This window comes from Streptomyces sp. NPDC044106 (assembly GCF_056433985.1).
The window spans coordinates 536,172-552,104 of the sequence record NZ_JBWKFZ010000002.1; the positions used below are offsets into that span (position 1 = coordinate 536,172).

The 15,933-nt window shown below is 73.5% G+C and carries 2 protein-coding genes; both read left to right on the forward strand.

All coding sequences use genetic code 11. From position 1 onward, the window contains the following. The first annotated feature begins 99 nt into the window (after nucleotides 1-99). Nucleotides 100-9,129, forward strand: a complete 9,030-nt coding sequence (locus AC07DI_RS05180; RefSeq protein WP_478902258.1) for a type I polyketide synthase — start codon at nucleotides 100-102, stop codon at nucleotides 9,127-9,129. Nucleotides 9,130-9,135: 6 nt separating this feature from the next. Further along, nucleotides 9,136-15,933: an SDR family NAD(P)-dependent oxidoreductase gene (locus AC07DI_RS05185; protein ID WP_478902260.1), complete on the forward strand. Its 6,798-nt coding sequence runs from the start codon at nucleotides 9,136-9,138 to the stop codon at nucleotides 15,931-15,933.

The following is a 15,933-nucleotide window of genomic DNA, read 5'->3' on the forward strand; positions in this document are numbered from 1 at the left end:
GATGAGCCCGGTACTCGAAGCGATCTCCGATTTCGGACCGGGAGCGCCGTTGATGTCTTGTGGCAGCCAGTTGTTCCCAGCGCGACCGCAGCTGACGTGATGGCCACGCCCTCGGCGCCTTCGGCGGCTTCGGCGTCGTCGTCCTACCCGGCCGACGCGAGTCGTCGCCCCGTGTCCGAGCCGGTCGCGGTCGTCGGGATGGCCTGCCGGCTGCCCGGAGCCGATGGCCCGGACGCGTTCTGGGAGCTGTTGCGCGAGGGGCGCAGCGCGGTGCGCGCCGCACCGCCCGAACACCGGCGAGCCGACTCCGGCCTGCACGGGCCCGGCGGCTACCTGGACCGGATCGACGGATTCGACGCGGCGTTCTTCCACATCGGCCCGCGCGAAGCCGTGACGATGGACCCCCAGCAGCGGCTGCTCCTCGAACTGAGCTGGGAGGCCCTTGAGGACGCGGGCATCCCGCCGTCCACCCTGGCGCACAGCCGCACCGGAGTCTTCGTCGGCGCCCTCTGGGACGACTACACGCACGTCCTGGACCACGCGCACACCCTGAAGGGCGGCACCGAAGACACCGTCTCCCGGCACACCATGACCGGCGTCCACCGCAGCATCCTGGCCAACCGCATCTCGTACACGTACCACCTGGCGGGGCCGAGCCTGACCGTCGACACCGCGCAGTCCTCCTCGCTCGTCGCCGTGCACCTGGCCTGCGAGAGCCTCCGCGGCGGCGAGAGCGAGGTCGCCTTCGCGGGCGGTGTCAACCTCATCTGCTCCCCGCACAGCACCGAGCTGGCGGCGGCCCGCTTCGGCGGTCTCTCCGCCACCGGCCGCTGCCACACCTTCGACGCCCGCGCCGACGGTTTCGTACGCGGTGAGGGCGGCGGACTCGTGGTGCTCAAGCCGCTCGCGGCGGCCCGGCGCGACGGCGACACGGTCTACTGCGTGATCCGGGGGAGCGCCGTCAACAGCGACGGCGCGACCGACGGCCTCACCCTGCCCAGCGGACAGGCGCAGCGGGACGTGGTGCGGCTGGCCTGCCGACGGGCCGGGGTGACGCCGGACCAGGTCCAGTACGTCGAACTGCACGGCACCGGCACGCCTGTCGGGGACCCGATCGAGGCAGCCGCGCTCGGCGCCGCCCTCGGCCGGGACCCGGCGCGCACCGCACCGCTGGCGGTCGGCTCCACCAAGACGAACGTCGGCCACCTCGAAGCCGCCGCCGGCATCGTCGGCCTGCTCAAGACGGCGCTGAGCATCCACCACGGGCAGCTCGCGCCGAGCCTGAACTTCACCACCCCGAACCCGGCCATACCCCTGAGCGACCTCGGCCTGACCGTCCAGCGGCGAACGGGCGACTGGCCGCGCCCCGGACTCCCCCTGATCGCCGGGGTGTCCTCGTTCGGCATGGGCGGCACGAACAGCCACGTCGTGCTGGCCGCGGAGCCGGTCGAGACGTCTGCCTCGGAACATGCCGTGCGGCCCGACGCGTCGGCCTCGCAGCAGGGCAGGGCCTCGACAGGGACCGGCACGCCACCCATTCCCTGGCCGGTCACCGCGCACAGCGCCCCCGCGCTGCGCGCCCAGGCCGGAAGACTGCGCGCACACCTGGCCGACAGCCCCGCCGCCCCCGACGCCGCGCACATCGGCCACGCGCTCGCCACCACCCGCGCGTCCCTCACCCACCGCGCGGTCCTGCTCGGGAGCGGCACCACCGACCTGCTCGACTCCCTGACCGCACTGGCCGAGGGCGCGGACACCGCCGCCGTGGTGCGCGGCGAGGCGCACGACGACGGCAGGACGGCCTTCCTCTTCAGCGGACAGGGCTCCCAACAACCGGGCATGGGAAGGCAGTTGTACGCCGCGTACCCCGTGTTCGCCGCTGCCCTGGACGAGGCCTTCGCGGCGCTGGACGTCCATCTGGACCGCCCGCTGCGCGACATCGTCTTCGGCGAGGGAAGCGAACACCGGGCGCTCCTCGATCGGACCGCCTACACCCAGCCCGCGCTGTTCGCGATCGAGACGAGCCTGTACCGCCTGGCCATCTCCTTCGGGCTGCGACCCGACTACGTCCTTGGCCACTCGGTCGGCGAGATCACCGCCGCGCACGTGGCCGGTGTCCTCTCGCTGCCGGACGCGAGCGCTCTGGTGGCCGCCCGCGGCCGCCTCATGCAGGCCGTACGCGCGCCCGGCGCGATGGCCGCGTGGCAGGCGAGCCCGGACGAAGCGGCCGAACTCCTCACCGGCCATGAGCGGCGAGCCACCGTCGCCGCCGTCAACGGCCCCGACGCCGTGGTGATCTCCGGCGACCGCGACACCGTCGACGAGCTGACCGCCGCCTGGCGCGGACGGGGACGCAAGGCACACCGCCTGCACGTCAGCCACGCCTTTCACTCGCCGCACATGGACTGCGTCCTCGACGAGCTGCGCGCCGTCGCCGCGGGCCTGACCTTCCACGCACCGGCCATCCCGGTCGTCTCCAACGTCACCGGCGAGCCCGTGACCGGCACCGAGCACGCCGATCCCGAGTACTGGGCGCGGCACGCGCGCGAGCCCGTGCGCTTCCTGTCCGGTGTGCGCGCGCTGTGCGAACGCGGTGTCACCACCTTCGTCGAACTCGGCCCCGACGCACCGCTGTCCGCGATGGCCCGCGCCTGCTTCTCCCCGTCCACGGGGCCGGGCGGCCCGCGCCCCGCGACGGTGGCCGCGTGCCGCCGGGGCCGCGACGAGACGGTCACGTTCATGACGGCCCTGGCCCAGGCGTACGTGCGCGGCTGCGACATCGACTTCACCGCCGCGTACGACAGCGACGCGGTACGCGCCGGGCGCCGCCCGAGCCTGCCCACCTACGCCTTCCAGCGGGAGCGGCACTGGCCGGACACCGGCACGGGGCCGAGCGCCGTGGGCGCGGCGGTGGAGGGCCTGGTACGGGGGGAGGCGCGGGCGGACGCGACGGACAGCCGACGGGTCGCTCCCTGCGAACGGGCGATGGCGGACGCGGGGGCCGACGAGCGGCCCGGACTCGCCGGCCGGCTGACCGCACTCACCGCCGCCGACCAGGAACGCACCCTCATCGGCCTGGTCGCCAGGCACGTGGCAGCGGTACTCGGGTCCGCCTCGGGCGCGATCGGTACCGCCCGTACCTTCAAACAGCTGGGCTTCGACTCGATGGCCGCCGCGGAGCTGAGCGAACGGCTCGGCACGGCGACCGGCCTGCCGCTGCACGCGACCCTCACCTTCGACCACCCGACCCCCTCGGCCGTGGCCGCCCACCTGCGCGCCCGGCTCATCGGGGCAGCCGACCCCGGCACCGCACCGCCCACCCGCACGGACGAGCCCGGCACGGACGGCGACCCGATCGCCATCGTCGCCATGAGCTGCCGCTACCCGGGCGGCGCCGTCACCCCGGAAGCCCTGTGGCGGCTGGTCGCCGAAGGTACCGACGCGACCGGCGAGTTCCCCACCGACCGCGGCTGGGACCTGGACCGGCTCTTCCACCCCGACGCCACACGGTCGGGCACCAGCTCCACGCGACGGGGCGGATTCCTGTACGACGCTGCCGACTTCGACGCCGAGTTCTTCGACATCAGCCCGCGCGAGGCGCTCGCCGTCGACCCGCAGCAACGGCTGCTCCTCGAATGCGCCTGGGAGGCGTTCGAACGCGCGGGCCTGACCCCGCAGGCGCTCAAGGGAAGCCCCACCGGCGTCTTCGTCGGAATGACGGGCCAGGACTACGGCCCCCGGCTGCACGAACCGTCCCTGTCCACCGACGGCTACCTCCTGACCGGCAGTACCCCCAGCGTGGCCTCGGGCCGCCTCTCGTTCAGCTTCGGCCTCGAAGGGCCCGCCCTGACGGTCGACACCGCGTGCTCGTCGTCGCTGGTCACGCTCCATCTCGCGGCCCAGGCGCTGCGGCGCGGCGAGTGCGATCTGGCGCTGGCCGGGGGCGCCACCGTCCTCGCCACGCCGGGGATGTTCACGGAGTTCTCGCGCCAGCGGGGCCTGTCACCCGACGGCCGCTGCAAGCCGTTCGCCGAGAGCGCCGACGGTACCGGCTGGGGCGAGGGCGTGGGCCTCGTCCTCCTCGAACGCCTCTCGGCGGCGCGGCGCAAGGGCCACGACGTCCTCGCGGTGATCCGTGGCTCAGCGGTCAATCAGGACGGCGCGAGCAACGGCCTGACCGCCCCCAACGGCCCCTCCCAGCAGCGCGTCATCCGTGCCGCGCTCGCGGACGCACGGCTCGCGACGGACGACGTCGACGTGGTGGAGGCGCATGGCACCGGCACCACGCTGGGCGACCCGATCGAGGCGCAGGCGCTCCTCGCGACGTACGGCCAAGGTCGCTCCGCGGAACGGCCGTTGTGGCTCGGCTCGGTGAAGTCCAACATCGGTCACACGCAGGCCGCGGCCGGCGTCGCGGGCGTCATCAAGATGGTGATGGCGCTGCGCCATGAGCAGCTGCCCGCCACCCTGCACGTCGACGAACCGAGCGCGCACGTGGACTGGTCGACGGGCACGGTCCGGCTGCTCACCGAGCCGGTCGCCTGGCCGCGCGGCGACCGTCCGCGCCGCGCGGGGATCTCCTCCTTCGGCATCTCAGGTACGAACGCGCACCTCGTCCTGGAAGAGGCGCGCGGCGGGAAGGGCGCGGCGGCGGCCGAGCGGGCGTCACAGGGGCCCGGCGGCGAGTCGGCGGACGGCGCCGTGCTGCCGTGGGTGGTCTCCGGCCGCACCGAGGCGGCACTGCGTGAACAGGCCCTCAGGCTGACCGAGTTCGTGTCCGGTCGGGAGGGTGTGGGGGCGGCGGAGGTCGGCCGGTCGCTGATCACGACGCGGGCGGTCTTCGAGCACCGGGCCGTGGTGGTGGGCAGGGGCCGGGAGGCGTTGACGGCCGGTCTCGGGGAGTTGGCGGCGGGGGAGACGCCGGGAAGCGTGGTGACCGGGCTTGCGCGTGATGTGGGCCCGGGGCCGGTGTTGGTGTTTCCCGGCCAGGGGTCGCAGTGGGCGGGCATGGGCGCCCAACTCCTCAACGAGTCACCGGTGTTCGCGGAGCGGATCGCCGAGTGTGAGCAGGCGCTGTCCGCGTACGTCGACTGGTCCCTGACCGGCGTGCTGCGCGGGGACGGGAGCGAGCTGTCCCGGGTAGAGGTCGTCCAGCCGGTGCTGTGGGCGGTGATGGTGTCGCTGGCCGCTGTGTGGGCGGACCACGGCGTCAAACCTGCCGCCGTGGTCGGGCACTCGCAGGGCGAGATCGCGGCGGCCGTCGTCGCCGGGGCACTCACCCTGGCTGACGGCGCCAAGATCGTGGCGCTGCGCAGCCGGGCGCTGCGGCAGCTTTCGGGCAAGGGTGCCATGGCCTCCCTCGGGGTGGGCCGGGACCGGGCCACCGAACTCATCGAGGGGTACGCGGGCGTAGGCATCGCCGCCGTCAACGGACCTTCGTCCACGGTCATTTCGGGCCCCCCGGAGCAGGTGGCCGCCGTCGTCGCCGACGCCGAGGCGCGCGAACTGCGGGGCCGCGTCATCGACGTGGACTACGCCTCGCACAGCCCGCAGGTCGACGCCATCACGGACGAACTGACCCGCGTCCTGGCTGACGTCCGCCCCGCCCAGGCCCCGACCCCGGTGGCGTTCTACTCGGCCGTGACCGGGACCCGCGTCGACACCACGAGCCTCGACGCCGACTACTGGGTCACCAACCTGCGGCAACCGGTCCGGTTCGCCGACGCCGTCGGCGCACTCCTCGACGACGGGCACCGGGTCTTCATCGAGTCCAGCAGCCACCCTGTCCTCACCCTGGGTCTGCAGGAGACCTTCGAGGAGGCCGAGGTCACCGCGGTCACCGTACCGACGCTGCGGCGCGAGGACGGCGGCCTGACGCGCCTGGCCCTCTCGCTGGCGCAGGCGTTCGGCGCCGGATGCGCGGTCCGGTGGGAGAACTGGTTCCCCGTCGGTGGTGCGTCCGCGCCGGGTGACCCCTCGGCCGTCGAGGACGCGGCTCCCCTGCGACCGCAATTGCCCACGTACGCCTTCCAGCGGCGCCGCTACTGGCTGAACGCCCCCACGGGTACGCAGGACGCGGCCGGGCTGGGTCTCGCCGCGGTCGGACACCCGCTCCTGGGCGCGACCGCGGACCTCGCCGACGGTGGCGTACGCCTGCTCACCGGCCGTATCGGTCGCCAAAGCCATCCGTGGCTCGCCCAGCACACGCTCTTCGGCACCGCCGTCGTCCCCGCGTCCGTCCTCGCGGAATGGGCGCTGCGCGCCGCCGACGAGGCGGGTTGCGCGGGCGTCGACGACCTCACGTTCCAGGCTCCGCTGACGCTGCCCGAGACCGGGGGCGTACAGGTGCAGATCGTGGTGGGTTCGGCCGATGTACGGGGCGGGCACCGGGAGTTGCACGTGTACGCCCGCCCGGAGGACGAGGCGAGGCCCGACGGGAGGGGTGCGGCCTGGACCTGTCACGCCAGTGGGCGGCTGGCCGTCACCGCGTTGCGCAGGGCGGCGGATCCGGAATCGCCGGATGTTGTGGGTGCGCCGGACGCCATGGGTGCGTCGGACGCGGTGTGGCCGCCGTCCGGTGCCGAGCCCCTCGGCCTGAGCGAGTTCTACGAGCGCGCCGCCGAGGCAGGTGTCGGCTACGGCCCGGTGTTCAGGGGGCTGCATGCCCTGTGGCGGCGGGGCGCGGAGCTGTTCGCCGAGGTGGCCCTGCCCCGAGATGCCCAGGACGCGGGCGGATTCGGCATCCACCCCGCGCTCCTCGACGCCGCACTGCACCCCGCGCTCCTCGATGCCGTGCTCCTCGGCGAGCCGTCGGCCAAGGACGGTCGGGTGTGGTTGCCCTTCGCCCTGACCGGAGTGTCCCTGTGGGCCACCGGCGCCACCTCCGTACGCGTCCGGCTCACCCCGCTGGACGACGGACAGGACGGGCGGGCGGCGCAGGACGGGCGGACCTGGCGGATCCGGGTGAGTGATCCGACCGGTGCCGAGGTACTGACGTGCGAAGGGCTGGACCTCGTGGCGGCGAGCTCCCGGGAGCTGCGGGCCGCGGGAGGCCATCTGCCTGATCTGTACGCCGTGCAGTGGACCCCGTGGCCCGCGCTGTCCGCGCACACATCCGCACCCACGTCGGTGGCCGATGGCTCGGCCTGGGCATGGCTCGGAGAGGACGGGTACCGGGACCTGGACGCTCTGGGCGCGGCCCTCGACGCCGGGACGCCGGTGCCGTCGGTCGTCCTCGCCACCGCTCCCGCCGTATCCGCCGTATCCGCTGACACTTCCGGTACCGCGGGCGGCGAGGCGGACGCCGGTCTGGCCGCGGTGCGACGAACCGGCACACTAGTGGCACGCTGGCTCGCCGACGTGCGTCTGGCCGATACCCCGCTGGTGCTGATCACGCGGGGCGCGGTCGCCACGGGTGACGGGTGCGTTCCCGCTCCGGCAGCCGCCGCGGTACGAGGGGTGATCGAGGACGCCCAGGTCAGGCACCCGGGACGGGTGTTCCTCATCGACATGGGTACCGACGCGGGAACGGGCACGAGCGCCGGGACCGGGGCAGGCGAACCCGCTCTGGCCCATGCCGTGACCGCCGCTCTTGCCGTGAACGAGCCCCAACTAGCCGTACGCGCAGGCCAAGTTCTCGCCCCCCGCCTCACCTTGCTCGGGAACGCGGACGCCGGGGACGGAGTGCGGGCCCTCGACCCGGACGGCACCGTGCTGCTCGTCGGATCGGCGGGCGCGGCGGTGACTGCCCTCGCCGAACACCTCGTACGCACCGGACAGTGCACGCATCTGCTCCTCCTCTCCGATCTTTCCGATGAGGGTGAACTGGAGCCAACGGCAGCGGGGTTACGGGAGGCGGGCGCCACCGTACGACTCGTCGCCGCCGACCCGACGGACCCGGCCGCCATGGCCCAGGCCGTCGCAGCCGTCGACGAGGAGCACCCCCTCACGGGAGTCATCCACGTCACCGGCGCCGATGTCGGCACCGAAACCGGCACCGCCGACGGCAGCGAGGCCGCCGTCGCCGAGACATGGGCGGCGAGCGCCGGCGTCACGGCCGCCCTGCACGACGCGACCGCCCACCAGCCACTGGCCCTCTTCGCAGTCCTGTCCCCGGCGGGCGAGGCCTTGGGCATCCCCAGGACGGCCGCCACCGCGGGCGCCGACGCCTTCCGCGAGGCCACCGCCCTGCGACACCACACCCAGACCACATCGGGCCTGGCGCTGACCTACGGACCGCCCACCGCGCCGAGGCCCGGCGTCAAGGGCACGGCCCCCGAACAACTGCCCGCCCTGCTCGACGCCGCCCGCGGACACGGCGGCCGTCCCCTCCTCGGCGTCCGGATCGTCGCCCGCGCCCTGGCGACGGCGGAGCAGGCCGACGCCCTGCCCGCGCCCTTGCGCGCCCTGGCCGCGGCCCAGGCTTCGACCCGCCGTACCGCCGCCGCCGACCGCAGGCCGCCCACGGACTGGTCCGCCCGCCTGGCAGGCCTGTCCACCGCGGAACAGCTCCGCCGGCTCGTCGACGCCGTACGGGGCCACGCCGCAGCGGTCCTCGGCCGCACCGACCCGGAGGCGCTGCGCGGCGACGCCACCTTCAAGCAGCTCGGCCTGGACTCGCTCACCGCAGTCGAACTGCGCAACCGGCTCGTGGAGGACACCGGCCTGCGCCTGCCCACCGCGCTCGTGTTCCGCTATCCGACGCCGACGGCCATCGCCGGGCATCTGCGCGAGCGGCTCACCGGTGGGAGCGGGACGCCCGTAGCCGAGACGCCCGTAGCCGAGTCGACCGCAGCCGAGTCGACCGCCCAGACGCTCGCCGGGCCGACCGGCGCCAGCGCCGGTGCGGGCGCTGTCACCGGTGACGCACTGAGCGACCTGACCCGCTTGGAGAACACCCTGACGGCGCTCGCCGCCCAGCTGTCGGACGGAGAGACGGGCGAGGTCACCACACGGCTTGAGGCGCTCCTCACCCGGTGGAAGAGCGCGAACGCCGCCGAGGGCGAGGACGACAGCGCGGCCGACCGGCTCAAGGCCGCCTCCGCCGATCAGATCTTCGACTTCATCGACAACGAGCTTGGTGTCGGGCCCGACACCTCGCGCGCGACCCCCACTCCGAAGGCCGGGTGACCCCACATGGCGACTGAAGAGCAACTGGTCGAGTATCTGCGCAGGGTGACCACCGAGCTGCACGACACCCGCCGCCGCCTCGCACAGGAGGAGGACCGCCGACAGGAGCCGGTGGCCGTGGTCGGCATGGCCTGCCGGTTCCCGGGCGGAGTGGCCTCGCCGGAGGACCTCTGGGACCTGGTGGCCGCAGGCAAGGACGCCATCGAGGACTTCCCCACCGACCGGGGCTGGGACCTGGAGGCCCTGTACCACCCGGACCCGGCCCACTACGGCACCAGCTATGTGCGCCACGGCGGTTTCGTGGACGACGCGTGCTCCTTCGACGCCGACTTCTTCGGCATCAGCCCGCGCGAGGCGCTGGCCATGGACCCGCAGCAGAGGCTGATGCTGGAGACGTCCTGGGAACTCTTCGAGCGCTCCGGCATCGACCCCGTCTCCCTCAAGGGCAGCCGCACCGGCGTCTACGCCGGAGTGTCCAGCGAGGACTACATGTCCCAACTCCCGCGCATTCCGGAGGGGTTCGAAGGGCATGCCACCACCGGCAGCCTCACCAGCGTGATCTCGGGGCGAGTGGCCTACAACTACGGCCTGGAAGGCCCCGCGGTCACCGTCGACACGGCCTGCTCCGCCTCCCTCGTCGCGATCCACCTGGCGAGCCAGGCACTGCGCCAGCGCGAGTGCGACCTGGCCCTCGCGGGCGGTGTGCTCGTGCTGTCGAGCCCTCTGATGTTCACCGAGTTCTGCCGTCAGCGCGGTCTGGCGCCCGACGGCCGCTGCAAGCCGTTCGCCGCGGCGGCCGACGGCACCGGATTCTCCGAGGGCATCGGCCTCATCCTCCTGGAACGCCTCTCCGACGCCCGCCGCAACGGCCACAACGTTCTGGCCGTCGTCCGGGGTTCGGCCGTCAACCAGGACGGCGCGAGCAACGGCCTGACGGCACCCAACGACGCCGCCCAGGAACAGGTGATCCGCGCCGCCCTCGACCATGCCCGCCTCGCCCCCGCCGAAGTGGATGCCGTCGAGGCGCACGGCACCGGCACCAAGCTGGGCGACCCCATCGAGGCCGGCGCCCTGCTCGCAACCTACGGCCGACACCGTGACCGTCCCCTCCTGCTCGGCTCCCTCAAGTCCAACATCGGCCACACGCACGCCACCGCCGGTGTCGCCGGTGTCATCAAGACCGTCATGGCCATCCGCAACGGCCTGGTGCCCGCCACCCTCCACGTGGAGGAACTGAGCCCGCACGTCGGCTGGGACGCGGGAGCCGTCGAGGTCGTCACCGAACCCACCACGTGGCCCGACACCGGCCGCCCCCGGCGCGCCGGGGTGTCCGCGTTCGGCATCTCGGGCACGAACGCCCACCTGATCCTTGAGCAGGCACCCGAGGAGACACCCGAAGAACCGCAGCGGCGGGCTCCTGAGGCCCCTGAGCACGCGCCGGGCGCGGTGGTGCCGTGGGTGGTCTCCGGGCGGGGCGGCTCGGACGCGCTGCGTGAACAGGCACGGCGGCTTGGCGAGTTCGTCGCGGGCGACCCGGAAGCGCTGCCTGTGGAGGTCGGGTGGTCCCTGGCCACGACGCGGTCGGTGTTCGAGCACCGGGCTGTGGTGGTGGGCCGGGGTCGGGAGGCGTTGACGGCGGGTCTTGGGGCGCTGGCGGCGGGTGAGGCGTCGCAGGATGTGGTGTCGGGGGCTGTGGGGGATGTGGGTCCGGGTCCGGTGTTGGTGTTTCCGGGGCAGGGGTCGCAGTGGGTGGGGATGGGGGCTCAACTGCTGGACGATTCCCCGGTGTTCGCGGCTCGAATCGCGGAGTGTGAGCGGGCGCTGTCCGCGTATGTGGACTGGTCGCTGACGGAGGTGCTGCGCGGGGACGGCAGTGAGCTGTCCCGCGTTGAGGTCGTTCAGCCGGTGTTGTGGGCGGTGATGGTGTCGCTGGCCGCGGTGTGGGCCGATTGTGGGGTCGTACCGGCTGCTGTGGTGGGGCATTCGCAGGGGGAGATGGCGGCTGCGTGTGTGGCCGGGGCGCTGTCGTTGGAGGATGCGGCGCGGATCGTCGCCGTCCGCAGTGAGGCGCTGAGGCAGTTGCAGGGGCACGGGGACATGGCCTCGCTGGGGGTGAGCGCGGAGGAAGCGGCTGAGCTGATCGGCGACGACCGGCCCGGCGTGTGCGTCGCCGCCGTCAACGGTCCCTCGTCCACCGTCATTTCGGGCCCGCCCGGGCATGTGGCCGCTGTCGTGGCGGATGCCGAGGCACGTGGTCTGCGCGCCCGGGTCATCGACGTCGGGTATGCCTCCCACGGTCCCCAGATCGACCAGCTCCACGACCTGCTCACCGAGCGTCTCTCCGACATCCGGCCCTCCCGTACGGACGTGGCGTTCTACTCCACGGTGACGGCGGAACGGCTTGCCGATACCACTGCCCTCGACACGAACTACTGGGTCACCAACCTCCGCCGGCCTGTCCGCTTCGCCGACACCATCGAGACGCTGTTGGCCGACGGCTACCGGCTCTTCATCGAAGCCAGCCCCCACCCCGTCCTCAACCTCGGCATGGAGGAGACCATCGAGAAGGCGGACGTCTCCGCCACCGTCGTCCCCACCCTCCGCCGCGACCACGGCGACACCACCCAGCTCACCCGCGCCGCCGCACACGCCTTCACCGCCGGCGCCGACATCGACTGGCGGCGCTGGTTCCCGGCCGACCCCACCCCCCGTACCGTCGACCTCCCCACCTACGCATTCCAACGTCGGCGCTACTGGCTGGCCGACGCCGCGACGCGTAACGCCGGACGGGACCGGAGCGGTTCCGGTCACGCGCAGTTGCGCACCTCGGTCGCTCTCGCCGATGGGGGAGTGGTGCTCAACGGCCGGGTCTCCGCGGAGCGCGGTGGCTGGCTCGGCGGGCACGTGGTGGCCGGGACGGCACTGGTGCCGGGCGCGGCGTTGGTGGAGTGGGTGCTGTGGGCCGCTGATGAAGCGGGCTGTGCCACGTTGGAGGAGCTGACGCTGCGGGCGCCGCTGGTACTGCCCGAGACCGGCGGCCTCCAGGTGCAGGTGGCCGTGGGGGTGGCCGACGAGCACGGCCGACGTGACGTAAGCGTGTACTCGCGCCTTGAGCGAGACGCCTCGGCCGCGTGGGTGTGCCACGCCGTCGGGGAGCTCGGGCGCGAGGCGGCGGAGCGGCCCTTCCGGCAGGCCGGGCAGGCCGGGCAGTGGCCCCCGGCGGGCGCCGAGCCGGTGGACGTGAGCGGCTTCTACGAGGGGGTCGCCGCGGCCGGGTACGAGTACGGCCCGGCTTTCCGTGGGCTGCGGACGCTGTGGCGGCACGGCCAGGACCTGGTGGCGGAAGTGGAGTTGCCTGAGCAGGCCGGGTCGGCAGCCGGTTTCGGTGTCCACCCTGCGTTGCTGGACGCCGCCCTGCATCCGCTGCTCGCGCGGCGCGGGCAGGGCGGGGATGCCGGAGCCGACGTACTGCTGCCGTTCACGTGGAGCGGTGTGTCACTGTGGGCCACCGAGGCCACCACTGTGCGGGTGCGGCTCGCCGGGCTGCGCGGCGGCGGCGAGGAGACGGTGTCGCTGACGGTGACCGATCCCGCCGGTGGCCCCGTGCTGGACGTGGCGGAGCTGCGGCTGCGCTCCACCAGCGCCCAGCAGGTGCGGGCCACGGCGGGGCCCGGCACGGACGGGCTCTACGAACTGCGGTGGACGCCGCTTCCCGTACCGGCCGCTGAGGATGACGGTGCGCGGGACATGTCCGGGTATGTTGTGCTCCGCGAACTGGACGGTACCGGCCGGGCGTTGAGTGGCCTGGACCGTTGCCGGGACGTGCGTACTCTCGGCGCTCTCCCCGACTCCGCCCCCTCGCCATCCCTGGTCCTCGCTCCCGTGGACACCGCCGGTGAGGACGGGCTCGACGTGGTGGGGCGGGTGCTGAGTGTCGTCCAGGAGTTCCTGGCCACGCCGAGTCTGGATCAGGCGCACCTGGTCTTCGTGACGCGGGGCGCGGTGGACGCGTCCGGTTCCGTGCATGCGGAGGACCCCATGGGTGGCTCGGTGGAACCCATGGACTCGGTGGAGGCGGATCCCATCGGCTCCGTGGCCCCGGCGGGTGCGGCCGTATGGGGCCTGGTGCGCAGCGCGCAGTCGGAGCACCCGGACCGGCTCATACTGCTCGACACCGCCGGACCGTTCGCTACTGCCGGACCACTCGACACCGCAGGGCCACTCGACGCTCCGGGTGCGCCCGACGGCCCCCACCCCTCCCTCCTGGCGGCGGTCCAACACGCCATCAACACCCGTGAACCCCAACTGGCTCTGCGCGGCCCCCGCGTACTCGTACCCCGCTGGGCCCGCGCCGACAGCCCCGCCGAGCTGGCGCCGCTGCCCGGAGCGAGGGCCTGGCGCCTGGTCGCCGGAGTGTCCGGGACGCTGGACGCGGTCGTGGCGGAGGCCTGTGACGAGGTGCTGCGCCCGTTGGAGCAGGGGCAGGTGCGGATCGCTGTGCACGCGGCAGGGATCAACTTCCGTGACGTACTGATCGCGCTGGGCATGTACCCGGACCAGGGCGCGCTGCCCGGCACCGAGGCGTCCGGTGTCGTGACGGAGGTCGGGCCCGGCGTGACGCGTCTGTCGGTCGGCGACCGTGTGATGGGCATGCTGGACGGCGCTTTCGGCCCGTGGGCCGTCGCCGACGCGCGCATGCTTGCCCCTGTCCCGGCCGGCTGGGACGTGCGTCGGGCTGCCGCTGCCCCCGCCGCGTTCCTGACGGCCTGGTACGGCCTCGTGGAGCTTGCGGGCTTGCGGCCGGGGGAGCGTGTGCTGATCCATGCCGGTACGGGCGGTGTGGGGATGGCGGCGGTGCGGATCGCCCGTCACCTGGGCGCGGAAGTCTTCGCCACCGCCAGTCCCGGCAAGCACGCCGCGCTCGAAGCGATGGGCATCGACGCCGAACATCGGGCCTCCTCGCGGGATCTCGCCTTCGAGGACGCCGTCCGGCGGGCCACGGGCGGGCGTGGCGTGGATGTCGTACTCAACAGCCTCACCGGCGAGTTCATCGATGCTTCCCTGCGGTTGCTCGGCGACGGCGGCCGGTTCGTGGAGATGGGCAAGAGCGATCTCCGTGAGCCCGAATTCATCGGGTCGGTACACCCCGGGGTGGCCTACAGGGCCTTCGACCTGGTCGCCGACGCCGGGCCCGAGCGGCTCGGGCAGATGCTCGACCGGCTCGGTGAACTCTTCGCCTCCGGTGCGCTGGAGCCGCTGCCGGTCACCGGGTGGCCCCTGGGGCGGGCGAGGGAGGCGTTCCGGTTCATGAGCCAGGCCAAGCACACCGGCAAGCTGGTCCTCGACGTACCCGCGCGGCTCGACCCCGAGGGCACCGTCCTCATCACCGGCGGCACCGGGACCATCGGCGCCACCGTGGCCGAACACCTGGCGCGTACCGGCGAGAGCAAGCACCTGCTGATCGCCGGCCGCCGTGGACCCGCCGCCGATGGAGCGAACGAACTGGGGAAGCGACTCGCCGAGTTGGGCGCCGAGGCCACCTTCGTCGCGGCCGACTTGAGCGAGCCCGGCACGGTCGCGTCGCTGATCGCGGGAATCGATCCGGCGCATCCGCTGACCGGTGTCGTACACGCCGCGGGCGTACTCGACAACGCCCTGATCGGATCGCAGAGCCCCGAAAGCCTTGCCCGCGTGTGGGCGGCCAAGGCCGCCGCCGCACAGCAACTGCACGAGGCGACAAGGGATATGAGGCTCGGGCTCTTCGTGATGTTCTCCTCCTTCGCCTCCACCTTGGGCACCCCTGGGCAGGCCAACTACGCGGCTGCCAACGCCTACTGCGACGCATTGGCGGTACACCGCCGGGCGCAGGGGCGCCCTGGACTGTCCGTGGCGTGGGGGCTGTGGGAGACCACCAGTGGCCTGACCGGGACACTGTCCGCCGCCGACCGGGCCCGCATCGACCGGTACGGCATCAAGCCGACCAGCGCCGCCCGCGGCTGCGCCCTGCTGGCCGCCGCGCGCGCCCACGGGCGCCCCGACCTCCTCGCCATGGACCTGGACACCCGCGTACCGGCCGGCTCCGGCGCGACTCCCGACGCCGTTCCCGCCGTGCTCCGCGCCCTCGCGGCCACGGGGACACCGGCTGCCGCCCGCCCCACCGCGGCGGCGACCGCGGCCGCCGGGGCGGAGGACTGGGGGAGCAGGCTCGCCGCCCTCACCCCGGACGGGCGACGGGAACTCCTCACCGGCCTGGTGCGCACCCACGCGGCAGGAGTGCTCGGTCACGCCGATCCCGAGTCGGTGCAGGTGGACACGCCGTTCAAGGAGCTCGGTCTCGACTCCCTGACCGCCGTCGAACTCCGCAACCGGCTCGCCGCCGCGACCGGCCTGAAGCTGCCCGCGGCCCTGGTCTTCGACTACCCGCAAGCCCACCTGCTCGCCGCCCACCTCGCTGAACGCCTCACCCCCGACGGGGCGCGGGCCCAGGCCGGTGACGCCACCGCCCAGGTCCTGCAAGAGGTGGCACGGGTCGAGCACACCCTGTCGGCCGCCCTCGCGCAGGGCCTGGACCAGGCGGCGGTCGCAGCCCGCCTGGAGGCGCTGCTCGCGCACTTCACAGCGGCGACGGCGACGGCGACAGCGACGACGGCGACGGCAACCGCATCAGGTGCATCAGGCGCATCAGCTGCATCGGCCACATCAGCTACGGCGACCGGCGCGGGCGGTGACGACGCGGCGGACCAGCTGGAGACGGCCACCGCCGAGCAGGTACTGGACTTCATCGACAACGAACTCGGGGTGTGA

Excerpts from the sequence above, each read along its gene's own strand:
- AC07DI_RS05180 (WP_478902258.1), top strand. The coding sequence starts at position 100 with ATGGCCACGCCCTCGGCGCCTTCGGCGGCTTCGGCGTCGTCGTCCTAC.
- AC07DI_RS05185 (WP_478902260.1), top strand. The coding sequence starts at position 9,136 with ATGGCGACTGAAGAGCAACTGGTCGAGTATCTGCGCAGGGTGACCACC.